The 20,912-nt window shown below is 71.5% G+C and carries 23 protein-coding genes and 2 pseudogenes; 16 read left to right on the forward strand and 9 right to left on the reverse strand.

The window, feature by feature from the left end; genetic code table 11:
- Positions 1–103: 103 nt before the first annotated feature.
- The 7 genes from ABD774_RS19610 to ABD774_RS19640 all read left to right on the forward strand — a co-directional run bounded on the left by ABD774_RS19610 (position 104) and on the right by ABD774_RS19640 (position 6,949).
- On the forward strand, positions 104–688 hold the full coding sequence (locus tag ABD774_RS19610) for a hypothetical protein (protein WP_345045056.1): 585 nt from the start codon (positions 104–106) through the stop codon (positions 686–688).
- Positions 685–1,773: a M23 family metallopeptidase gene (locus ABD774_RS19615; protein WP_345045059.1), complete on the forward strand. Its 1,089-nt coding sequence runs from the start codon at positions 685–687 to the stop codon at positions 1,771–1,773. Before ABD774_RS19610 ends, ABD774_RS19615 begins: the two co-directional genes overlap by 4 nt.
- Before the next feature lie 12 nt (positions 1,774–1,785).
- The gene (locus tag ABD774_RS19620) at positions 1,786–3,234 is read left to right on the forward strand and encodes a MinD/ParA family ATP-binding protein (protein ID WP_345045061.1); all 1,449 of its coding nucleotides are present in this window, start codon (positions 1,786–1,788) and stop codon (positions 3,232–3,234) included.
- Between the two features lie 89 nt (positions 3,235–3,323).
- A complete protein-coding gene (locus ABD774_RS19625; RefSeq protein WP_345045063.1) occupies positions 3,324–3,554 on the forward strand; it encodes a hypothetical protein in 231 nt (76 codons plus the stop codon).
- Positions 3,555–3,802: 248 nt separating this feature from the next.
- Complete coding sequence (locus tag ABD774_RS19630) at positions 3,803–5,668, forward strand: hypothetical protein (protein WP_345045066.1); 1,866 nt, start codon at positions 3,803–3,805, stop codon at positions 5,666–5,668.
- Positions 5,669–5,747: 79 nt separating this feature from the next.
- Complete coding sequence (locus tag ABD774_RS19635; protein WP_345045069.1) at positions 5,748–6,359, forward strand: ClpP family protease; 612 nt, start codon at positions 5,748–5,750, stop codon at positions 6,357–6,359.
- Positions 6,356–6,949 carry a ClpP family protease gene (locus ABD774_RS19640; protein WP_345045071.1) on the forward strand — a complete coding sequence of 198 codons (594 nt, stop codon included), beginning with the start codon at positions 6,356–6,358 and terminating at the stop codon, positions 6,947–6,949. The genes ABD774_RS19635 and ABD774_RS19640 overlap by 4 nt, the downstream gene beginning before the upstream one ends.
- Before the next feature lie 42 nt (positions 6,950–6,991).
- Here ABD774_RS19640 and ABD774_RS19645 read toward each other — a convergent pair whose 3' ends face one another.
- Positions 6,992–7,369: a helix-turn-helix domain-containing protein gene (locus ABD774_RS19645; RefSeq protein ID WP_345045073.1), complete on the reverse strand. Its 378-nt coding sequence runs from the start codon at positions 7,367–7,369 to the stop codon at positions 6,992–6,994.
- A gap of 433 nt (positions 7,370–7,802) precedes the next feature.
- Between ABD774_RS19645 and ABD774_RS19655 the strand changes: the two genes are divergently transcribed.
- Positions 7,803–8,252 carry a hypothetical protein gene (locus ABD774_RS19655; RefSeq protein WP_345045075.1) on the forward strand — a complete coding sequence of 150 codons (450 nt, stop codon included), beginning with the start codon at positions 7,803–7,805 and terminating at the stop codon, positions 8,250–8,252.
- Positions 8,253–8,407: 155 nt separating this feature from the next.
- On the opposite strand, the gene ABD774_RS19660 is transcribed toward ABD774_RS19655, so the two are convergent.
- Positions 8,408–8,641, reverse strand: a complete 234-nt coding sequence (locus tag ABD774_RS19660; protein ID WP_345045077.1) for a glutaredoxin domain-containing protein — start codon at positions 8,639–8,641, stop codon at positions 8,408–8,410.
- Positions 8,642–8,995: 354 nt separating this feature from the next.
- Between ABD774_RS19660 and ABD774_RS19665 the strand changes: the two genes are divergently transcribed.
- From ABD774_RS19665 to ABD774_RS19680, 4 genes are all read left to right on the forward strand, one after another.
- A complete protein-coding gene (locus ABD774_RS19665) occupies positions 8,996–9,331 on the forward strand; it encodes a hypothetical protein (RefSeq protein WP_345045079.1) in 336 nt (111 codons plus the stop codon).
- Between the two features lie 90 nt (positions 9,332–9,421).
- Entirely contained in the window at positions 9,422–9,718 is a 297-nt protein-coding gene (locus tag ABD774_RS19670) for a hypothetical protein (protein WP_345045081.1), read from the forward strand.
- Entirely contained in the window at positions 9,715–11,091 is a 1,377-nt protein-coding gene (locus ABD774_RS19675) for a hypothetical protein (RefSeq protein ID WP_345045083.1), read from the forward strand. Before ABD774_RS19670 ends, ABD774_RS19675 begins: the two co-directional genes overlap by 4 nt.
- A gap of 61 nt (positions 11,092–11,152) precedes the next feature.
- Positions 11,153–11,440, forward strand: coding sequence for a hypothetical protein (locus ABD774_RS19680; RefSeq protein WP_345045085.1), 288 nt, complete (start codon positions 11,153–11,155; stop codon positions 11,438–11,440).
- Between the two features lie 94 nt (positions 11,441–11,534).
- Here the strand turns inward: ABD774_RS19680 and ABD774_RS19685 are convergent, their stop codons facing one another.
- On the reverse strand, positions 11,535–12,119 hold the full coding sequence (locus ABD774_RS19685) for a hypothetical protein (protein ID WP_345045088.1): 585 nt from the start codon (positions 12,117–12,119) through the stop codon (positions 11,535–11,537).
- A 91-nt stretch (positions 12,120–12,210) separates the two neighbouring features.
- Complete coding sequence (locus ABD774_RS19690; RefSeq protein ID WP_345045090.1) at positions 12,211–13,038, reverse strand: ParA family protein; 828 nt, start codon at positions 13,036–13,038, stop codon at positions 12,211–12,213.
- Between the two features lie 617 nt (positions 13,039–13,655).
- On the opposite strand from ABD774_RS19690, the gene ABD774_RS19695 reads away from it, so the two are divergent.
- Positions 13,656–14,213 carry a hypothetical protein gene (locus ABD774_RS19695; protein ID WP_345045092.1) on the forward strand — a complete coding sequence of 186 codons (558 nt, stop codon included), beginning with the start codon at positions 13,656–13,658 and terminating at the stop codon, positions 14,211–14,213.
- A gap of 34 nt (positions 14,214–14,247) precedes the next feature.
- Positions 14,248–15,342 carry a coiled-coil domain-containing protein gene (locus ABD774_RS19700; RefSeq protein ID WP_345045094.1) on the forward strand — a complete coding sequence of 365 codons (1,095 nt, stop codon included), beginning with the start codon at positions 14,248–14,250 and terminating at the stop codon, positions 15,340–15,342.
- A 432-nt stretch (positions 15,343–15,774) separates the two neighbouring features.
- Here ABD774_RS19700 and ABD774_RS21880 read toward each other — a convergent pair.
- Positions 15,775–17,515 (reverse strand): annotated as a pseudogene (locus tag ABD774_RS21880) (FAD-dependent oxidoreductase).
- The gene (locus tag ABD774_RS19720) at positions 17,512–17,895 is read right to left on the reverse strand and encodes a rhodanese-like domain-containing protein (RefSeq protein WP_345045099.1); all 384 of its coding nucleotides are present in this window, start codon (positions 17,893–17,895) and stop codon (positions 17,512–17,514) included. The pseudogene ABD774_RS21880 and the gene ABD774_RS19720 overlap by 4 nt, the downstream one beginning before the upstream one ends.
- A 156-nt stretch (positions 17,896–18,051) precedes the next feature.
- On the opposite strand from ABD774_RS19720, the gene ABD774_RS19725 reads away from it, so the two are divergent.
- Positions 18,052–18,315, forward strand: a complete 264-nt coding sequence (locus ABD774_RS19725) for a metal-sensitive transcriptional regulator (protein ID WP_345045102.1) — start codon at positions 18,052–18,054, stop codon at positions 18,313–18,315.
- 21 nt (positions 18,316–18,336) lie between these two features.
- Positions 18,337–18,924: a class I SAM-dependent methyltransferase gene (locus ABD774_RS19730; protein ID WP_345045132.1), complete on the forward strand. Its 588-nt coding sequence runs from the start codon at positions 18,337–18,339 to the stop codon at positions 18,922–18,924.
- 84 nt (positions 18,925–19,008) lie between these two features.
- On the opposite strand, the pseudogene trxB reads toward ABD774_RS19730, so the two are convergent.
- From trxB to ABD774_RS19745, 3 genes and pseudogenes are all read right to left on the reverse strand, one after another.
- A pseudogene (gene trxB / locus ABD774_RS19735) lies at positions 19,009–20,011 on the reverse strand (thioredoxin-disulfide reductase).
- A 156-nt stretch (positions 20,012–20,167) separates the two neighbouring features.
- Positions 20,168–20,509 carry a DsrE family protein gene (locus tag ABD774_RS19740; RefSeq protein WP_345045104.1) on the reverse strand — a complete coding sequence of 114 codons (342 nt, stop codon included), beginning with the start codon at positions 20,507–20,509 and terminating at the stop codon, positions 20,168–20,170.
- 72 nt (positions 20,510–20,581) lie between these two features.
- The gene (locus tag ABD774_RS19745) at positions 20,582–20,845 is read right to left on the reverse strand and encodes a metal-sensitive transcriptional regulator (protein ID WP_345045133.1); all 264 of its coding nucleotides are present in this window, start codon (positions 20,843–20,845) and stop codon (positions 20,582–20,584) included.
- Positions 20,846–20,912 lie beyond the last annotated feature (67 nt).

Genomic DNA, 20,912 nt, shown 5'->3' on the forward strand with positions numbered 1-20,912 from the left:
CGCGATGAGGTCAAGGACCATCTCGCCGCGCACCGCAACCGCCCGCTGACGCCGCAGTCACCGCCGCACGAGACGGACTGACGACACCAACCGGGGGGACGGGATGTCGGCACGAACGGTCAGGCTGATCGCGCTCGGCGCGATACTCACCGTGCCCCTCGCTGGCTGCACCGACGACCGGGCGCCCACGGCCCAGGAGACGGCCGCGGCCCCCGCCCCCACCGCGACGGCCACGCACGCTCCCGCCGCGCCGCCGGCCCCGCCCATCTCCGACGGCGGGACCCCGATGGAGTCCCACCTCGGCGAGGACACCAGCGCCCCGGCGCCGGTCTGGGATGACGCCTCGCGCAAGGAAGCGCAGACCCTCGCCCAGGACGTCATGACCGCCTACGCACGGCCCGCCGCGCCCCAGGAGCAGTGGTGGGCCGAGTTCAGCAAGCACCTGAGTGCGCAGGCCGCCTACGACTACCAGTGGGTCGACCCCACCTCGATCCCCGCCAGCACGGTGACCGGCCCGGCCACCATCACCGCCGAGCCAAGCGTCTACCTCGCCGAGCTGACCGTGCCCACCGACGCCGGCCCCTACGGTGTCCTGCTCTCGCGCACCGACGGCCCGAGCCCGTGGCAGGTCGAGCGCATCACCCCGCCGGAGTCCCTCGAGCAACCGGCCGACGGGGAGTCCGCGTGAAGCTCCCCGCCCTCGTCGGTGGCGGCGCCGTCCTCACGCTCGGCGGCGTCGTGGGCTTCCTGCTGCTCCTGGCGCCCGCCGACGAGGCATCGGCGTGCGCGCCCGGGTCAGGCATCACCGTGGCGAACGCCGACTACGCCGGCGCGTCCGTGGCCGGCTACAGCGGCGAGCAGCTGCGCAACGCGGCCGCGATCGTCAACGCCGGCGCGGCGCTTGGCCTGTCGGTGCGGGACCAGACCATCGGCGTCATGACCGCGATGGGCGAGTCCGGCCTGCAGGTGCTCGACCACGGCGACGCAATCGGGCCCGACTCCCGGGGCCTGTTCCAACAGCGCGACAACGGCGCCTGGGGCACCTACGCCGACCGGATGGACCCCACCGGTTCGGCCACGATGTTCTTCCAGGGCCTGTCCCGCCTCGAGGACCGCGACACCCTGCCGCCGACCATCGCCGCGCACCGCGTCCAGCGCAACGCCGACCCCTACCACTACGAGCGGTACTGGGACGGGGCGGTGGCGATCGTCCAGGCCCTCGCCGACACCGGCACCCGGGGCGAGCCCACGACCGACCCGACCACCGACGGCGCGGTTGCCGTCGCCCGGCCGGCCGACATGAGCTGTCTGAGCGGGGCGGTCTCCCCCGCGGCCGTGAGCATGGAGGGCTGGACCGCCCCGATCGTCGGATTCCTCGAGCACAGCTCGGAGTACGGCATGCGGACCAACCCCGTTACCGCCGTCCACCAGCTGCACTCCGGCACCGACCTCGCCGCGAGGGACGGCCACCCGATCTACGCCGTCGCCGACGGCATCGTGACCATCGCCGGCCCGTCCAGCGGCGGTAACACCGGCTACATGGTCGCGATCGACCACGGCGGCGGCATCCAGTCCCGCTACGTCCACTCCTGGGCCAGCGGCGTCCACGTGCGCGTCGGAGACCGCGTCACTGTCGGTCAGCACATCGCCGACGTCGGCTCTTCCGGTAACTCCACCGGCCCGCACCTGCACTTCGAGATCCGTATCAACGGTGAACCGACCGATCCCGTGGCCTTCATGGCGGCCCGCGGCATCAACATCACCACGCCGTAACGAGGGGGAACCTTGACCACCACACCCGTACCCGACTGGCCGCACGTGGGCGCTATCGCCCGACCCGACGGCGGCGAGGTCACCATCAACGGCACCTCCCACCCCGTCGCGGGCGACTCCGTCGCCACCGTGCGCCAGGCGATCCTCGCCAAGGTGGCCGAGACCGCCCGGTCGGTCAACCGGCCGGTCAAGGTCACGGCCACCGATCCTGACGGCTCCTGGCCGCTGATCGTCCACCCCGACGGCCACGTCGAGGCCGGCGAACAGCCGGAGATCGAAGCCCGACGCACCCGCCGGACGCGGGCCGAGGACGCACCTGTGCCCTCGAGAAGGAGCGCACAGCGACTCAACGGGGATGACGACCGCCAGGACGCCGCCCCGGCGGCGGTGCTCACCGCCGAGCCTGACGTGCCCGAGCCGCAGCCAGCGCCGGTGGCCGCCCCGACCGTGCCGACCACGGCGGGCACGGCGGCCTGGGTCCAGGAAGCCCCCGAGGTGCAGGCGACCGGACCCGTCACCGCCGCGGCTGCGCCGATGACCCGGCGCGAGGCGCTGAGCCAGTCCTTCCTGACCGACAACCACGCCGAGGCGCCCGCCGAGGCGGGCTGGCGCGGACTCCTGGCCCGCATGGGCGTCAAGATCCAGCCCTCCCCCGCCGAGCTGGCCGAGCGCGCCGACGAGCGCGCCGTCTCCCAGCACTGGCCCGGCCCGCGCACCATCGCCATCGTCAACGGCAAGGGCGGCGCCAACAAGACGCCCACCACGATCCTCCTGAGCGCGCTGCTGGCACGCTACGGCGGCTCCGGCGTCCTGGCGTGGGACAACAACCCCACCCGCGGCACGCTCGGCTGGCGCACCGAGCAAGGCCCGCACGAGAACACCGTCCTCGACCTCCTCCCCCGCACCGACGCCCTCCTCGCACCCGACGCCCGGGCGGCCGAGCTCGCGCACTACGTCCACCACCAGACCCGCGACAAGTACGACGTGCTGCGCTCCCACCCCGAGGTCCTCGCCACCGACCAGCGCATCACCGCCGCCGACTTCGACGCCCTGCACACCGTCGCGTCCAAGTACTTCCGCCTCATCATCATCGACTCCGGCAACGACGAGTCCGCCGAGTCCTGGCTACGCATGATCGACCACACCGACCAGCTCGTCGTCGCCACCACCACCCGCGAGGAGCACGCCGAGTCCGGCCGCCTCCTGCTCGACGAGCTCTCCCGCCGCGATGCCCACTCCGCCGACCTGGCCGAGAACGCCGTCGTGATCGTCTCCCACGCCTCGACCAACGAGGCCGGCCCGCAGGCCATCACCGAAGGCTTCTCCCGCATCGCCCGCGAAGCCGTCGCGATCCCCTACGACCCCAAGCTCTCCGGGCGGCCCCTGCACTACGACGCCCTCGACAAACGCACCCAGCGCGCCTGGCTGCGCGCCGCCGCCGCAGTGGCAGGCGGACTGTGATGCCCAGAGGTGCCGTTTCAGCAAGTGTTGTTCACGACACGCCGGGACGCATGAGCAGTTTCAGCAAGTGCGCCTGCCAAGGTGAGTTCATGAGTGGACGCACAGGACGGCCCAGCAAGGGCGACCGGGTCGTGCTCTACAGCCGACCCCACCGTGAAGTTCGCGCAGCCGTCGAGGCCAGCGCCGCGCGAGCCGGTTACGACACGATCAGCGACTACGTCGCTGCCGTCCTTGCCCAGCACGAGGGCCTCAGTGCTCTCGCGCCGGCGCCCACCAAGCACCCGGACCAGAAGGAGTTGCCGCTAGCAGCTAGCGCATAGCCCCTAAAAACATGAGCGGGGGCCGGCCCCGAAGGGCCGGCCCCGAATCCAAGTCCTTCACCCTCTTGCTTGGCGGCGGGCGGTGAAGGGCCTAGATAGACGCACCTTCGTGCGTCCTACGTTCGGAGTTCACCATACCTGCAACAGGTTCGGGACGCCCAGCACTCGCACGCCGATCTTCTTCGGGCGTGTCGCGTGCCGACGCGTGGTCCTTGACGGCCGCGATGAGCCCGCGGCGCCGTGTGCGTGTGGCTGCCGTGGACGCCTACGGGGCGACGCTGAACCTCTACACCGGGCACACGCCGACCAGCGCACCGGCCCCGGAGCAGCCCTGGGCCGTGTACCTGACGGACCAGCAAGGGCGGTTCCGCCTGGTCGCGTTCGACCTCGACGCCAAGTCCGACCCCACCGCGGCTGCCCGCGACGCGGAGACGATCGTCGGCCTGCTGGAGGCGGCCCGTCTGCCCCACGTGGTGTGCGAGTCGGGCCCGGGAGGTGGCCGGCACGTGTGGCTGGCCCTGAGCGAGGGTGTCGCCGCCGAGACGGTGGCGGCCATGGGGCGCCTGGCGAAGACGCTGTGCCCGACTCTCGACCTCGCCCCGTTGTCGAACCCGGCCACCGGGTGCGTACGGCCCCCCGGGGCTCCGCACCGCCACGGGGGCACCTCCACCGTCCTGGCCGGGTCCCTCGAGACCCTGGCGGAGCCCACCGTGACGGCCGAGCAGCTGACCGCGTTCGTCGCCACCCTGGCCCGCCTGGTTGACCACCACGAGCCGGTCGATGAGATCGAGCTCCACCAGCCGGTCCCCGTCGACGCCCACGGCCACGTCTACCTCCCCGGCCCCAAGCGAGGCCTGCCCGCCGCCTCCGCGGCCGCCCTGGCCGAGGACGCCGCCTCCGGCGACGCCTCCGCGGTGCTCTGGCGGGTACTGATCGGCGCGGCCGCCGCCCGGTGGCACCACGAGGACGTCGCCGCCCTCGCCGCCACCGCACCGGGCCTGGAGCACGTGCGCACGCGCCGCGACCGCGGCCGCCGCGCCCCACGCCCGACTCGCGGCCCGGACAGCGGCGCCGCCGTCCTCCGCCGGCAGTGGCACAAGGCCGTGCGCTACGTCGCCGCGACCACCCGCACCACCGGCCATGACGACCCCACCTTCGACGCCCGAGCCGGGGCCGTCGCCGCCCACGTCCGCGACGTCCAGACCCGCGCCGACACCTCCCCGGGCCGGTGGGCCACCCGCAGCGGCCCCAACGACCGCCGCGTCCTCGACGTGCTCTGCCTGCTTGCCGCCCAGGCCCTCACCGTCGAGGTCGAGGCAGACATCCGCCGCCTCGCCCTGCTCGCCGGCATCGGCCGCGAGACGGCCCGCACCGCCCTCCTGCGCCTGGCCGACGAGGGCTGGATCAGCCAGACCCGCGGACCCGACGGACCCCACGCCGCGCACTGGACAATCGACCCCCACCACGAAATCCACAGGACTACGGCTACAAGTCGGTCACAAGCGGACCCGCGCCCCGAAGGGGCCGGGGCCGCTCAAAGAACCACGCTCCTCACCGAGCTCGTCGCGCGCACCCGGGCCGCCGCACACGACGCCTTCACCACAGCCGGGGGGCTGGGCCACTACGCAGGCAACCTCTACGCCCGCACCACCGACGAACCCCTCACCCTCGAGCGGCTCGCCACGAGCACCGGGTCAACGATGTCCCGGACCAGCAACACGCTCGAGCGACTCGCCGCTTTCCGTCTCGTCACGCACACCCCCGGAGGGTGGATCCGGTGCGACCGCGACCGACGCGACACCGCCGCCCGGCACCTCGGCACCCACGGCCGGCTCCGACAGCGGGCGATCCGGTACCGCATCGAGCGCGAGCTGTGGGCATGGTGGCAGGCCGAACAAGCCTGGATGCGTGCCCCCCGCCGCCCCTCCCCCGGCCGGCGACCCGGACCAGGACAGCTCGCCCTCCTGCCCGCCGACGGAACCAACATCTACGGCGCCCACCCCCGCCGACCCGACGGCCGTGCCGACTACGCCGCAGCCCGTCGCCAGCTCCTCGTCGGCCCAACCAGCTCCGACCAAGCGACGACTCGAACCTCGTTGGCCGGCGTGGCCTGATGCAGAGTCCGCCCAGAGCGGATCTGCCCACAGCAGCGTGGACGCCGCCGCAGCCCCGCCCGGGGCGAAGACTGGCGGCATGAGCGACAACAAGCCAAGACCCATCGACGACGAGCTGGTCGCCGGGCTCTTCGCCCAGCGCGTGGTCGTGCTCGGCACCGAGCTGGACCAGAACCTCGGGAACCGCCTGTGCAGCCAGCTGCTCCTGCTCTCGGCGGAGGATCCTCGCAAGGACATCGGGCTGTGGATCAACTCCCCCGGCGGTTCCGTGTCGGCGATGCTCGCGATCATGGACGTAATGCGTGCGGTCCCCAATGACGTGCGCACCCTCGCGTTCGGTATAGCCGCAAGTGCCGGGCAGTTCCTGCTCTCGGCCGGCACACCCGGCAAACGCGCCGCCCTGCCGCACGCCAAGATCCTCATGCATCAGGGCTCGGCGGGGATTGCCGGGACCGCCGTGGACATCGAGCTGCAGGCCGAGGACCTGCGCCACACCCGCGACACGGTGCTCGGACTCATTGCGGACCACACCGGGCAGCCGGTCGAGCGGATCCTCGAGGACTCCCAGCGGGACCGGTGGTACACGGCCCAGCAGGCGGTGGACTACGGCTTCATCGATCACGTCGTCGACCGCCTCGAGGACATCTCGCCGAGGAAGTCCGTGCCGATGGGGATCGGGAGCACGCTGTGAGCACGTACACGATCCCGTACGTGACCGAGCGTTCCGGCAGCGTCGAGCGGTCGATGGACGTCTACAGCAGGCTGCTCGGCGAACGGATCGTCTACCTCGGGACGGAGATCGACGACGGCGCCGCGAACGTCGTCATCGCCCAGTTGCTGCACCTCGAGGCGTCGAGCTCCGAGTCGCCGGTCAGCCTGTACCTCAACTCCCCGGGCGGGTCTCCCTCGGCGATGCTTGCGGTCTACGACACGATGCAGTACATCCGTCCGGATGTCGCGACGATCTGCGTTGGTCAGGCCGCCGGCCCGGCGGCCGTGCTGCTCGCCGGGGGTGCCCCGGGACAGCGCTCGATCCTCCAGCACGGCCGGGTGGTTCTCCACCAGCCGTCCAGCCGGGGCGAAGGCACCGTACCGGACCTCATCATTCACGCCGACGAGGTGGTGCGGGTGCGGGCCGAGCTCGAGGAGGTGCTCGCACAGCACACGGGAAAGGACGTGGCTACCCTGCGCCGGGACACCGACCGCGAACGAATCCTCACCGCACCGGACGCCGTGGCGTACGGGCTCGCCGACCACGTCCTCACCGTCCGGCCGCGGTGACCCTGCGGTACTCCCCTGGCCGCCGCTGCGAGGACGCTCGGCTCAGGCCGCGAGCAGAAGCACGTCGCCGTGCGGCCGCACGGTGGTGCCCGCATGGCGGTCCGCCCGCTCGTGGCGAGCTTCCGACGCCAGTTTCACCAGCCGCCGGTCCGTGCCCGACTCCAGCGCCAGGGTCACGCCGCGGGTGACGTCTGAGAGCGTCAGGCCGAGTGCGTCCACGACGGCGGCCAGGACCTCCGACGACGGTTCCTTGCGGCCGCGCTCGATCTCGGAGAGGTATTGCGGGGAGACACCGGCACGCGCGCCGACCTCGGTGAGGGTCTCGCCGCGGCGGCGTCGGACGGCGCGGAGATAGGCCCCGACGATGTTGCGCCATAGGTGCCGCCGCGACGGTCGCGTCATGGTCACGTGGTCGGCCATGGCGCGACAATACGGGCGGGCGGCTTCCCGGGCAGCCGAATACTCTCTGGGCGAATCAGGGCGGGCCCGTTCGAAGTCGCCGGTGCGGGACGATGGCGCATGGCGGAGACATCGGGACTTCCGACGCGTGTGGAACTGTTCCACGGCTGGGTCCAGTCACCTCTGATATCGGCCGCCCCAGTGACGGACTCCGACCGGGTCGAGCTCGTGGTCGGGTGAGGGCATCGTCGGCGACACTTCTTCGGCGAGACCGCCCACATGGACGCCGCGGCGACCCTGATCGCCGTGGAAGCCATCGAGGCCGTGACAGCAGAGCTCGGGGTCGGGCCGTTCGACGCGCTCCTCGCCCCGGGCGCAACATGGCCCTACAGGGTGGCACGCAGCTATAACCGGCCCGCTGACGACCGCGACTCCGACGCGCCACGGTGCATGCGTGAACGTCACGCAGCAGCTCCAGAAGGGATGGCGCGTTGAGTCCGTCCCCCACCGATTGTGGAAGACGTCCCCGCCCCGATCGGCCCGCAGGCATGCTGAGCGCATCGCCTCCGACGACGGCTTCCTCGACCTGACCGCCCGCCTGGATGCCGAGGTGGCGCCGCAGCTCATCCTCGAGACGGCGGAACTGGCGATGCACGCGGCGGTCAGACACGGGCTGACGCTAGATGTACACCTCACCGGCGGTGGAGCCATCCTGCACCGCGGGCCGGCGAGCCACCGCGCCCTGCTTGCGCTCGGCGGTTCCCCCGACGACCTGCGCTTGGAGATTCTCAACGCAAGCGGGGCGACCACCGCACGAGGCACGCTCTCAGCGTTCTCCCCTGCGGCTGCAGCTGCCCTCATTGCCGATCAGTTGCACATGCACGCTCGTGACGCGAGAGATTGAAAGCCCAGTCGCTGACAAAAGCACCCGTCACGTAGCTGCGCGAGCGAAAGTGCCCGTGTATTCGTCGAGAGGCCAAGGCCCGGCGCAGCACGAAAATCGAGGGTGCCGCCAAGCCCCCCACCGCGCCGAATGGCCCCGGCCTCTCGACGCCCCGATCAAGCTCTGGTGACCGCCTTGATCCGGTCCGGCCGGAACCCCGACCACCACTGCTCCCCCGTCGTGACGACCGGGGCCGCGGTGAACTCCAGCGCCAGCAGCAGCTCCCTCGCCGCCGCGTTCTCCTCGAGGTCCACCACCTCGTACTCGACGCCGGCCCGCTCGAGCGCCCGCTGCGTCAGGCGGCATGCCTGGCACCCGCCCTGGGCATACACGACCACCTGTGCCCCCATGACCCACTCCTCCCCTGAACGTTTTTCTTGCCCTTCCTGGCAGCAGTTCGATCGGAGCCGCGATGGGACGCCAGAGGTCCAGTGGGGGAACCGGCGGACAAGGAAGAATCTGGGGCGAAACAAGCGACGAAGGAGCGCGTCACAGAATCTTTCGCGGACCGCCGGCGCGCAGCGCCCGACTTGACCGGCGGCGGCCGCGGCTCAGACTCGGACGCCAGGAAGGGAAAGAAACAAAAGACTGCGGGCGACCGCGCAGCGGGCGCACCTTGCGGGGAGCAGTAGACCCAGCCACCAGCTCGACCCAGAGCCCGCCACCCCGTCGCGACATCCGAACGGCTGTTCGATAATAAGTGCATGCGAACCCAGCCACTCACCAACGGTGACGGCCCCGCCTCTCCCACCGTCCCCGCAGCCGACCTCATCAAGCTCGACTGGAACGGCCAACGCGAACCCGCCTGGTACGAAGGCCACCAACGCATCCTCAACGCCCACGACGTGCCCAAGCGGTTCACCCGCGCCAGGGTCCCCATCCCCGTGCGTGCCCGCATCCAGTGGGAGACCGACGGCGTCGAGCTCATCGACACCGTCGCGACCGCCTGGACCCACAGCCTCGTCCTCGTCCTCCTCGACGACGCCCGCGCCCGCGTCCGAGGCACCTGGGTCGACGTCGGCGAGGTCGTCCGGCGATGACGCGCCCGGGGCCTGTGGACGAGCGCGGGTGGTGGGGACTTGTCCCCGTGAGCCTTGTTCGATGTCAGTGATGGCCGAAATGATCTCGGCATGGTGACCATCGAGACGAGCCCAGAGACCGAGGCCATGGCGCGGGCGCGCGCCGCGCTCCTAGCCCTGAACGCCCGACCCGACGACACCGGCGGCCAAGCCGCCGAAGCGCTGTTCGCGCTCAACGCGGTCCACCCGCCCTACCCGCCAGCCCGGCGGCTGCCCGCTGGAGAGGTCCCGACGATCGAGCAGGCACGCGAACTGCTCATCGCGGCCGCCCAGGCCAGCACGGACGTGCCCGAGCTCGGACGTATCGCCCAGGCCGGCGACGCCCTCAACACCCCCATTGTCCGATGAGCTACCGCCAGCACAGCGCCGAGCTGGCGCAGCACATGGCCGTCCTGACCATCACGGGCGCCTCCCGCCGACTCGACACCGACGGGCTCGACGCGGCACTGCTCGGCCGCAGGGCCACCCTGGAATTGATCCGCCAGACCCTGGCCACGGTCACCGAGACCCCTCCCCCGGCTGCCCAACCCGGCCGGCAACGAACCGGACCCGCCCGCGGCAACGGGCTGACCACGGTGGAGGACGGAAGTGTGCGCGACCTGCTCGAGCAGCCCACGACCGCCTTCCAGCGCACGCTCGCGGCATACCCCGCTTCCCCGGCCCGGCGCTCCCTCGGTGAACGCGGCGCCTCAGCGCCCCACTCGGACCCGACAGCCGAGGCGTGGTACTCCATCGCGAAGGCCGCCACCCTTGCCCTCCACGACTTCTCCGACCTCCCCAAGCTCGAGGACGAGCACCGCTGGACGGTTGTGGCCGACGCGGCCGCCATAGGCCGCACCCTCTACCTCCTGGACGGCCACCTCGCCGAAGCCGCGGAGGCCCTGCCCGACCTGGACCCATCGGTCCTGGCGGATCTGCGGCAGACCCGTGAGAGTGCCTTGCCTCTGGCCGCCGAAGAGGCAAGCGCTCAGGCTCACGGCGGCCCGCTGCCCGACCTGGACACCGTCACCACCGAACCGCAGGCCACGACACCGGTCCGGGTGAACTCCCCACGGGCTGCTGTCGAGGGGCAGGCCAGGCTCCGTCGCCAGCTTGCCGGCGCCAAGGACATCAGCCCCGACGTCATCGGCTACACCGCCAGGATGCAGGGCCGACTCCTGGCCGGCGCTGCCCACCTGCTGAAGGACCACGACCCCGCCAGGGCGCAGCTGGCCGCCACCCTCCGGGACCAGCTCCTCGCCGTACGTCTGCGCGACCCACAGGTCGCCGCCCTCGCGCACGGGTCCCGGCTCCCCCTGGCCCAGTCGGCGGAGCTCAAGCGCTACCTCGACGCCGCCATGAAGACCGATCCCACCACCGCGCAGGGTGAGGGCGTCCGGCGCTGCATGAGCGCGATCGTGGACCACTCCCCCGGTGTCGTCGAGGCACTGGCCAAGGCAGCGAACAGCCAGGTCTACGGCCACCGCTGGGTCGTCGCCTACGCCGGCCAGGAAGACTCACCGTCACCGTGGGGCGCATGGCACGACGGGCTCGACGAGCCCCGGCTGTGCACGCAGCTCGACCAGGCAGCAACGGTCGCGGCCGCCGCTCAGATTCGCGCACCGCAGTCCCCCGTGAGGTACACACCCCAACCACCCGCCCACAAGACGCTCGCCGACGTCAGTAGAACCCGCTCCCGCCCTGCCGCCCCTGCAGTCAGACAGCCCGACATCGGACGCTAGACCCCGCAGAACGCCCGGCAAGGCACCAGCCGCGCACCTGAGACCTCCAGAGGATCAGCCAATGCCCTACCCCGAGGACTACCAGCACGCTGCCGACGCTCCCCTACCCGGCGACGACGACCCCATGCCCCTCCCCCGACGCCAGCTCCAGAAGGCCGACGCGATCCTCACCGCATATCTCAACGGCGCCGAGATGTGGGCCGAAGCCCTGCCCGACGTCGCCGCGTTCCTGCGAGCTGGCCACATGCACGACCTCACCAGCACCGAACAGGTCCGCGGCGTCCCCACCATCGAAGAAGCCGCAGCGAAGCTCGACAGCTGGCCCTGGCCGTCGCCGAGGCAAGCCTAGAAATACCCGCTTCCCCTGCGAACGTGGCAGGGAAGTATGCCGTCTGCGTTTCTCCCTTGCGTCGTTGCCGCGTTCCTGTGAAGGCTTGGCGACGTCAGTACTTCGCCGGCCGCCCCGTGCGCACTCGTCCCGGGCCGAGCGGTGGCCACGGTTCACCGCCGTTGTACTCCTCTTCGACCTCACGGACCCGTTGCATCAATGGCTCGGCGATCATGTCCGACATCGACAGCGGGCGGACGTTGGCCGGCATGTTGGCCCACGCGGAACGGAAGCGCTCGGCGTCTGCGGCGTCGAGCTGGACGGTGAACTTCTGCTTCGGTGCAGGCTTGTCGTCCAGGGCCTGTGACGGGGGCGCTTCCGACGCGGGCGCTGGCTGCGGAGGAGCGATGGCAACGGGCGCGGGCTGGGTGTCCGGACTCCAGCCCGTCGCAGCCGGCAAGTCGGGCGTGGTGGGCTGGACTGGGACGTCGATGACGGGCTCAGCGGCCTGCGCGGGCTGCTGAGCCGTGACGGGGTCGACTGGCGTAGCCGCGAAGGCCTCCGCGGGTGCGGTGGCCGGCGGCTCCTCGGTCGGCGCGGCCGGCCTGACTGCGGGAGTCAGGATCTCGGCGGGCGTCTGCGCACCTCTCTCCTCCCCCGGCGTCTGCGCGTTTGGGTCACGGACGGCGTGGAGCTGCACCCCTGAGACAAGGGTGTCTGTGCTGTCCGCCTTGGCCAGACTGCCGAGCGCCTCACGGGCCGGACGGGATGCAGGTCGCTTCGGTCTGCGGTCAACCACGTGCCATCACTCCCTCTGCCGCGCCGGCCTGGCGCGCCTCCGCTCGGGCGATCATCAGGTCGGCGATGTGCTTGAGGGGCACCCACACGTCGACAGCTTTCGAACCGAAAGCGCTGACCGGGAGCTGTGCGGCGGCGGCCTGGGAGACGATCTCCCTGTCGGGGATGAGTCCCTTGGGCTGGAGGACCAGCTCGCCGTACTCCTCCACCAGGACGTCGAGCCAGTACTCCGGGTCGGTGCGCCCCGAGCGGAACTGATTCACCACTATGCCGGCGATCGTCAGGGTCGGGTTGAAGTACGCCCGGACATTGGCGAGCGTGGTGACGAACTGTGCAAGGCCCTCGACGGCGGTCTTGCGGGGCTGAGCTACGGCGAGGACCTCGTCCGCGGCGACTAGGGCGTTCGCGGTCAGGGCGCCCAGCGACGGCGGGCTGTCGATCAGGACGAAGTCGTAGTCCTCGCTCACGCCGGCCAGCGCGGTGCGCAGGCGGGTCTCGCGGCCGATGTCATCATCCTTCTCACGCTCGGCGAGCTTGCGCTCGGAGGGCAGGATGTCGATTCCGTCCCACCCCTCCCCCGCGGAGATGATGGCGCCAGCCGCCTTGCCTGTGTCCTGGGGCGTCTTCACGCTGAACAGGACGTCGTTGAGAGTGAACTGCGGGCCGGCGATGTCCATGATTGCCGTCGCGTTCGCTTGAGGATCAGCGTCGACGACGAGGACGGTCTTTCCTCGGTTCCGGAGGGCGTCGGTCAGCCCGGTCACCAGGGCGGTCTTGCCGACGCCGCCCTTTTGGTTACCGATGGCCAGGGTCAGTGCCATGGCGGGGTCCTTGCCTACGAGGGGGTGAGTGCTGCTGATCCTCCGACGGTAGGCCCGGTTCCCTCTCCCACCGCGGACCTGGGTCGGAGTGTCCGCGTTTCGGCTACGCAGAAACGCAGACGTACCGAGATCTGTGTTTCGGCGTAGCGGTGATGTCGACAGATGGCACAACCCGCTGCACTCGTACTGAACGCAGAAACACACGAAGACCGCAAGGCAGGAACGCGGACACACCGGAAGCCGGGAACGCAGGAACGTGGGAAGCCGGAAAGACAGCGAACACGGGAACCCGGAAACAACGCAACACCGAAACACAGCAACACGGATCGATCCGAGGGCGGAACCACGACGCAGTGTGGGACCGTGGCGCAGCGCATCCGCTACGGGAGCCCTGGGACATCCGAAACGCAGATAGGCGGAAACACCGGCCCACGGAGGAAAGCCGGAAGCCAGCACGCCGATTGGAGTTCCGCCGCGACCAAGTCACGCTCGCGAAGCGCCGGTAGGACTCGCGGAGGAACTTCCAGGCCCTCGGCGAAGAACTCGTCCAACGCATCACCGAGAGCGAGGCGGGAGCAGGTAGCAGTCGCCGGAACACCGGCGGGGGAGGAGCAGCCATGACCGGCGAGACGCCACGACGGACACTGAGCGGGCTCACACCGAAGGCCGCAACTCCGCAGGGCAACGCGCGCCTGCTGCGCCGTAACCGGCAGACGCCGAACCCGGCGCCGGCCGACCCCAAAACCGCTCAGACCCAGACTCTGCCGGCACCTGCGCATCCGGGCTCCACGGAGCAGCCGGCGGCGACGGCCGCCGCCGAACCGCAGCGGCCGGCGAAGGCCGGCGGCAAGACCAAGCTCGGCTTCTACATCGACGTCGACGACGCCGCCCGCCTACGCGGAGCCGCCAAGTACATCCCTAACGAGCTGCGCGCCCAGGGCATCGACGGCTTCTCCGCCCTCGCGGCCAGACTCATCATGGACGGCCTCGCCGAGCTCGAGCGGCACCTACAACGACGGCAAGCCCTGGCCCAGCCTCGCCCCGGGCGAGGAACTGCCCCGCGGACGGCGGGTACAGCAGTAGGGCATCAACCCGGGCCCTCCCTCGGAGCCCCCGCACCTCTTCGGTGCGGGGGCTTCTTCATGCGCTTCCGTATTTCGTTACGTCTTTCGTAATACATTACGTTGCGTTACGTGCTAGAGTGACGTTATGAGCGAAGCCCAGACGGAACAACGCACCTGCCGGTTCCCCGGCTGCCACCGACCCGCCGCCCCGGCGGACGCCGGCACGGGCCGCCCGCCCGAGTACTGCGACGACCCCGGGCACAACCGGGCCGCCGCCTGGCGTGCACGCAGGAGGCTCGCCGACAGCGCGGACGCCGTCGGCGTCGACGAGGCCCGCCCCGTCGACGCCGCCCGCCAGCGGGCCAGCGAGATCACCGGACAGGTCACCGGGATGGTCGAGCACCTCACCCAGCAGCTCGCCACCCTCCTCGAGCAGCTGCGCACTGTGGGAGACCCCGAGGCCGTCGAGGCCCAGCTCGAGGCCGTCAACAGCGAGGCCGCCGAGCAGGTCGCGGCCGCCAACGCCCGCGCAACCCGGGCCGAGCAGGCCCAGCGGCGCGCCGAGGCCGAGCGCGAGGAGGCCGACGCGGCGGCCGCCGAAGCGAGCGACCAGGTCGAGGAACTGACCCAGGAGCTGGCCGGCGCCCGCGCCGCGTTCAGCGAGGCAGTGGAAGCGGGGGAGCGGGCAACCAAGGAACTCGCCCAGGTCCGTGCCGACGCCCAGGAGGCACAGCAGCGCGCCGCGGCCGAGGTGGGGCAGCTGACCGCCCGTCTCAGCGAGGCGGACGAGCGGCTCGCGCGCACCGAGCAGCAGAGGGACGAGGCCATCGCCCGCGCCGAAACCGCTGAGGTCAACCAGGCCACCGCCGACGAGCGGGCCCGCGCGGCCGAGCGACGCGCCGACAGCGAGGCCGAGCGCGCCACGCGCGCCGAGGCCGCCACCGCCGAGGTGCGCGACCAGCTCGACACCGCCCGCACCGACCTCGAGCACGCCCGGGAGAAGATCACCGAGCTGCGCGGAACCGTCGCCGGCGTCACCGCAGAGCGCGACGCCGCACGCAGCGACGTCGAACGCGAACGCACGCACGGCGAGCAGCGGGTCACCGACCTGCGCGAGACCTACGACCGGCAGGTCGACCAGCTGCGGGCCGAACTCACCCAGGTCCGCGCAGACCTAAACGCCACGCAGACGCGCAGGAGCGGCAAGCAACGCACCGGGGGAGAGGGGGCGTCCGCTTAGTCGGCAGCCGCACCGCTCGGGCCGTCACCGGCGGAATTTCGACATGCATCCCGAGCCCCTGCGCTCTGCTCATGCCATCGGCTAGGCCGGCTGCTGACCCAGCGGAATCCCAGACCGCCGGTCACCAGAGCCGACGAACTTAGGGGGCGACCGAAACAAAAGCTGGCCGCGCGCGGTCCGCCCGAGCAGCTCGTACAGACCCGAAGTCATCGAATATGCCGGCGACGTTGAGGTGTAGGCATACCGGCTCGGCCCATCAGCCCACAGCTCGTCCTTACGCCCGAGGTCGGGCTTCCCAGGAGCCAGGGTGACCGGCCAGCAAATGCCCCACATAGCGCACGGGGCGAGAGTGTCACCCGCCATCTGCGGCAGCCGTGGACCGGTGACCCTCGCTGAACCTTCGGCCGGGTCGTGGGGAAGGCGAAGACCGGCTCAGGACTCGGGATGCACCGCCGCGAGTGTGAGCCAGCCGCCGGAGAGGTTGCGGGCGTCGATCCCCTCGCCGCGCAGGATCCGGGTGGCCAGGTAGGAACGCACGCCGGACGCGCAGTGCACGCTGACCGGCCTGCCCTCGGCGGCGTCACGCACCTCGTCCAGACGTTCCCGGAGCTGCGTGTGCGGGACGTTGAGCGCGCCGTCGAGGTGGCCGCCGCCGTACTCGGCGCGCGAGCGGACGTCGAGGACGAGGCTGTTCTCAAGCACCTGGTCCAGGTCCCAGGCCTGCCACTGGGGCATGACGCCGTCGAGGACGTTCTGCGCGACGAAGCCCAGCATGTTCACCGGGTCCTTGGCGGAGCCGAAGGGCGGCGAGTAAGCGAGCTCGAGCTCGGCGAGGTCGTCGGCGTCCATCCCGGCGCGCAGGGCGGTCGCGAGGACGTCGATGCGCTTGTCGACGCCGGCCCGGCCGACGGCCTGCGCGCCGAGCAGCGTCCCGTCGGGCGCGAAGCTGGCGACGAGGTGGATCTGCTCCGCGCCCGGGTAGTACCCGGCGTGGTGGGCGGAGTGGGTGTGCACGACCTCGTGGGCGATGCCCGCCTTCCGGAGGGTGGCCTGGTTCGGGCCGGTGACCGCCGCCGTGAGGCCGAAGACGCGGACGATCGCCGTCCCCAGCACGGGGGCCTGCGGGGTGGTCCGGCGGCCGCAGATGGAGTCGGCGGCGCGGCGGCCCTGGCGGTTCGCGGGCCCGGCCAGCGGCACGGGGGCGGCGGTGCCGGTGACCGCCTGGACGACCTCGACGGCGTCGCCGGCGGCCCAGATGTGCGGGTCCGAGGTCCGTTGGTCCGCGTCGACGCGGATGGCGCCGGACGCTCCCAGCTCCAGCGCTGCGTCCCGGGCCAGGGAGGAGGCCGGGTCGCACGCCGACGTTGACCACGACGACGTCGGCGGTCACCGACGTGCCGTCGGAGAGGGTGACGACGACGGGGCCTCCCGCGCGGATCGTCTCCTCCCCGTAACCCTGGGCCTCCGCGGCCGGCGCGATCCGGCAGGCGCCGACACCGAGGTGCAGGCGGACGCCGTGAGCGGTCAGCTCCTGCGCCAGCAACGGCGCCAGCTCCGCGTCGAGCGGGGGCAGGACGTGGTCGGCGAGCTCGACAAGGTGGACCCGCAGCCCGCGCTCCGCCAGCGCCTCGACCGCCTCGAGACCGATGAACCCGGCCCCGACGACGACGGCGACGGGCGGCTCGCCGTCGTGCCCGCCGCGGCCGTCACGCCCGGCGAGCAGCCCGTCGACCGAGGCGCGCAGGCCGTCGACGTCGGGGACCACGCGCAGCGAGTGCACCGCCGGGTGGTCGAGTCCCTCGACCGGCGGGCGCACCGCCGTGGCGCCGGGAGCCAGCAGCAGGGCGTCGTAGGGAAGTCGGTACGTGCGCTCCGCCGTCTGGACGGTGACCTCGCGGGCCGCGCGGTCGATGGAGGTGACCCGGTGCCCGGTGCGCACGTCGAGGTTCAGGGTCGCGCCCAGCGTGGCCGGGGTGTGCAGGAGCAGGGACTCGCGCCGCTCGATCTCCCCGGACAGGTGGTACGGCAGGCCGCAGTTCGCGAAGGAGACGAACTCGCCCTGCTCGAGCACCACGATGTCGGCGTGCTCGTCCAGCCGGCGGGCGCGGGCCGCGGCGCTCATGCCGCCGGCAACCCCACCCACGACGACGATGCGCCGGGCCGGCCCCGTCATCGACGGACCGACCCGCCCGCGCGCTGCCACGCGCCGATGCCGCCGGAGACGCTCGTGGCGTCGTAGCCGAGGGAGCGCAGGTGCTTCGCCCCGGTGCGCGACCGCATGCCCGACGCGCACATGACGACGACCGGCCTGTCCTTCACCAGGCGTCGGGACGCCCGGTCGAGGTCGGCGAGAGGGATGTGCACCGCCTGCGGCGCGTGTCCGGAGCGCCACTCGGCCTTCTCGCGCACGTCGACGAGACTCGCACCGTCGCGGACGAGCTCCACGGCCCGCGCGGCGGTGACGGTAGTCCCGAGCCGCCCGTCGGAGGAACCTCCGAAGAAGGCGCGCAGCCGGCCGAGCAAGGAGGGGGAAGGCATCTGGGATGAGGGCATGTTGGTTCCTTTCGTCATCGGTAAAATACCGAGGGGGGTATGAGTATTCCTGGGAACGAGGTCCCGGAACTCCACGTGAGGGCCGTCACTCGCCTTGGGGAAAGTACCCCTCCCGGTATCCTGTAACGCAGATGGACGAACCGGAGGAGGCGCACGATGGAGCTTGACGCCACGGACATGGGCAAGGTCGTCAACCGTCTGAAGCGCGCGCAGGGCCAGCTTGCCGGCGTGCTCCGCATGCTGGAGGAGGGCAAGGACTGCGCCGACGTCGTCACCCAGCTCTCCGCCGTGAGCAAGGCGCTGGACCGGGCCGGGTTCGCCATCATCGCCTCCGGCATGCGGCAGTGCCTGGCGGACCCTGACGGTGGGGACACGCTCGACGTCAAGCGCCTCGAGAAGCTGTTCCTTTCCCTGGCCTGATGGACGCGGAGAGCTTGGGACATCCGCTACGCCGAGCAGGCGCGCCTCTGGTCCGCCGAGCCCAGCCGGTTCGTCGTGGAGACCTTCTCCGGCCTCCCCGCGGGCGCCGCTCTCGACGTCGCCACCGGTGAGGGACGGCACGCCCTTTGGTTCGCCTCACGGGGATGGACGGTGACCGCCGTCGACTTCTCCGCCGAGGCGATCCGCAAGGCGCGGGCGCTGCAGGAGGCGCACGCGCCCGAGACGGCGGACCGTATCGAGTGGGTCCGCGCGGACGTGGTGTCTGAGCCGCCGCGACGAGGCGTCTACGACGCGGTGGCCGTGGCCTACCTCCAGCTGCCGGCCGTCCAGCGCCGCCGGGCGCTGCGCGGCGCGGCGGAGGCGCTCGCGCCGGGCGGCACCCTGCTCGTCGTCGGCCACGACTCAGTCAACCTCACCGAGGGTGTCGGCGGTCCGCAGGACCCTGCCGTGCTGTTCACCGCCGCAGACGTCGTCCAGGACCTCGCGGGCTCGGGTGTCAGCATTCTGCGGGCCGAGCGTGTCGCGCGCCCCGTCGGTGAAGGTGGTGCCACGGCGCTCGACGCGGTCGTCGTCGCCCGTGGGGCCTGAGCATCGGAGATTCGCCGCCGATGCCGGCTACTGCATCGACTGGACTCGCGTACAGGCCGACGATCTAGCAGGCACCTGACGCCGTCAGACGAGGACGGCGCCCTGGGGGGTCTGGGAGGTGCCGGTGGCGGGCTCGCCGGCCTCGTCGATGCGGGCGAGGTAGCGCTCGGCGTCCAGCGGCGGCGGCCGCGCCGGTGCCGGCGGCGGTGATGGCCTGGCGGTAGATGTGGTCGACGGCGTCGCCGCAGGCGAAGACGCCGGGGATGTTGGTGGCGGTGGTGGGGTGGTCGACGACGATGTAGCCCTCGTCGTCGAGCTTGACCTGGCTCTTGAGGGTCTCGGTGCGCGGGTCGTGGCCGATGGCGACGAAGATGCCGGTGGCGTCGATCTGGCGGGTCTGGCCGGTGAGGGTGTCGCGCAGGGTCGCGCCGGTGACCTTCTGCTCGCCGTGGATCGCGGCCACCTCGCTGTTCCAGGCGAACTCGATCTTCTCGTTGGCCAGGGCGCGCTCGGCCATGATCTTGGAGGCGCGCAGCTCGTCGCGGCGGTGCACGACGGTGACCTTGTCCACGAACCGGGTCAGGAAGGTGGCCTCCTCCATCGCGGAGTCCCCGCCGCCGACCACGAGCACGTGCTGGTTGCGGAAGAAGAATCCGTCGCAGGTGGCGCACCAGGAGACCCCGCGCCCGGAGAAGGTCTTCTCCTCGGGCAGGCCGAGCTCGCGGTAGGCCGAGCCGTTGGCCAGGATCACCGCGCGCGCGGGATAAGTCTCGTCGTCGTCCGTCGTGACGGTCTTGACGTCCCCGGACAGGTCGACGGCGACGACGTCCTCGTAGCGGATCTCCGCGCCGAAGCGCTCCGCCTGCTTCTGCATGTTCTCCATCAGCTCGGGGCCGAGGATGCCCTCGGGGAAATCGGGGAAGTTCTCCACCTCGGTGGTGTTCATCAGCGCCCCGCCCGCGGTGACGGAGCCGGCGAAGACGACCGGTCGCAGGTTCGCCCGCGCCGCGTACACGGCCGCGGTGTACCCGGCCGGGCCGGACCCCACGATGATGACGTCGCGGACCTCAGGGGTGGGCAGGCTCATTCGGTCTTCTCCTGAAAGGTGGATGTTGGGGTCCGGCAGAGCGGGTCGAAAAGGATCCGGCAGGGGCCGGTCGTCAGAGGTCTGCGGGACCGGTCGGGACCGTGCCCGGGCAGTACCGAGCGAAGCTGGCGGGGTGCCTGCCTGGCCGGGATGTCGTCAGGGACGTAGGTACGCCCAGCCCTCGCGCTGACGGGCGACGAGGTGCCCGACGCCCGAGGGCACGGGAACCGCGCCCGGCACGAGGTCTTCCTCCGTCAGCCCCTGGGAGCGCATGGAGTTGCGGCAGACCCGGAGGCCGACACCAGCCTCCATGGCCTCGCTGAGCGCGTCGGCGGTCGGTCGGCCGGGGCGGGCGAGGTCGATGGCAGGCCCGTGCGTGACGAGCTCGACCACGGTGCCGGGCGGCACCTCGGGGAGGAGGTTCAGCGCGTTGCGCAGCACGGCACGGTACTTGTCCTCCCCGGGCTCGTCGAGATGAATCACCACTCCGTCGGTCATGCGGTCTCCTGCGTTCTCGTCGTTCTCGTCGTTCTCGTCGTGATGCGACGTGCTGAAGCGTGGGCGGGGCTGTCAGGCCAGCGAGAGGAAGAGCTTCTGCAGCTTCTCCACGTCGAGGGTGGACTCACCCTCGGGCTCGGTCAGGCACTGCCTCATGCCGGAGGCGATGATCGCGAAGCCGGCGCGGTCGAGGGCCTTGGAGACGGCGGAGAGCTGGGTGACGACGTCCCCGCACTCACGACCGTCCTCGAGCATGCGGATGACCCCGGCAAGCTGCCCCTGGGCGCGCTTGAGCCGGTTGATCACCTTGCCCATCTCGACCGGGTCGAGCTCCATGGCCGTGCCTCTCTCGCTCTCGTGCTGGTCCGCCCCCACGGGGGTGGGATGCCCCCGTGGCGCGGTC

This window comes from Georgenia daeguensis (assembly GCF_039537705.1).
Taxonomy (GTDB): Bacteria; Actinomycetota; Actinomycetes; order Actinomycetales; family Actinomycetaceae; genus Georgenia; species Georgenia daeguensis.

Bases quoted from the DNA above. Each gene is read 5' to 3' on its own strand.
- ABD774_RS19610 (WP_345045056.1), top strand. From the start codon at position 104: ATGTCGGCACGAACGGTCAGGCTGATCGCGCTCGGCGCGATACTCACC.
- ABD774_RS19625 (WP_345045063.1), top strand. From the start codon at position 3,324: ATGAGTGGACGCACAGGACGGCCCAGCAAGGGCGACCGGGTCGTGCTC.
- ABD774_RS19635 (WP_345045069.1), top strand. From the start codon at position 5,748: ATGAGCGACAACAAGCCAAGACCCATCGACGACGAGCTGGTCGCCGGG.
- ABD774_RS19645 (WP_345045073.1), bottom strand. From the start codon at position 7,369: ATGGCCGACCACGTGACCATGACGCGACCGTCGCGGCGGCACCTATGG.
- ABD774_RS19660 (WP_345045077.1), bottom strand. From the start codon at position 8,641: ATGGGGGCACAGGTGGTCGTGTATGCCCAGGGCGGGTGCCAGGCATGC.
- ABD774_RS19665 (WP_345045079.1), top strand. From the start codon at position 8,996: ATGCGAACCCAGCCACTCACCAACGGTGACGGCCCCGCCTCTCCCACC.
- ABD774_RS19670 (WP_345045081.1), top strand. From the start codon at position 9,422: ATGGTGACCATCGAGACGAGCCCAGAGACCGAGGCCATGGCGCGGGCG.
- ABD774_RS19675 (WP_345045083.1), top strand. From the start codon at position 9,715: ATGAGCTACCGCCAGCACAGCGCCGAGCTGGCGCAGCACATGGCCGTC.
- ABD774_RS19680 (WP_345045085.1), top strand. From the start codon at position 11,153: ATGCCCTACCCCGAGGACTACCAGCACGCTGCCGACGCTCCCCTACCC.
- ABD774_RS19690 (WP_345045090.1), bottom strand. From the start codon at position 13,038: ATGGCACTGACCCTGGCCATCGGTAACCAAAAGGGCGGCGTCGGCAAG.
- ABD774_RS19695 (WP_345045092.1), top strand. From the start codon at position 13,656: ATGACCGGCGAGACGCCACGACGGACACTGAGCGGGCTCACACCGAAG.
- ABD774_RS19700 (WP_345045094.1), top strand. From the start codon at position 14,248: ATGAGCGAAGCCCAGACGGAACAACGCACCTGCCGGTTCCCCGGCTGC.
- ABD774_RS19720 (WP_345045099.1), bottom strand. From the start codon at position 17,895: ATGCCCTCATCCCAGATGCCTTCCCCCTCCTTGCTCGGCCGGCTGCGC.
- ABD774_RS19725 (WP_345045102.1), top strand. From the start codon at position 18,052: ATGGAGCTTGACGCCACGGACATGGGCAAGGTCGTCAACCGTCTGAAG.
- ABD774_RS19740 (WP_345045104.1), bottom strand. From the start codon at position 20,509: ATGACCGACGGAGTGGTGATTCATCTCGACGAGCCCGGGGAGGACAAG.
- ABD774_RS19745 (WP_345045133.1), bottom strand. From the start codon at position 20,845: ATGGAGCTCGACCCGGTCGAGATGGGCAAGGTGATCAACCGGCTCAAG.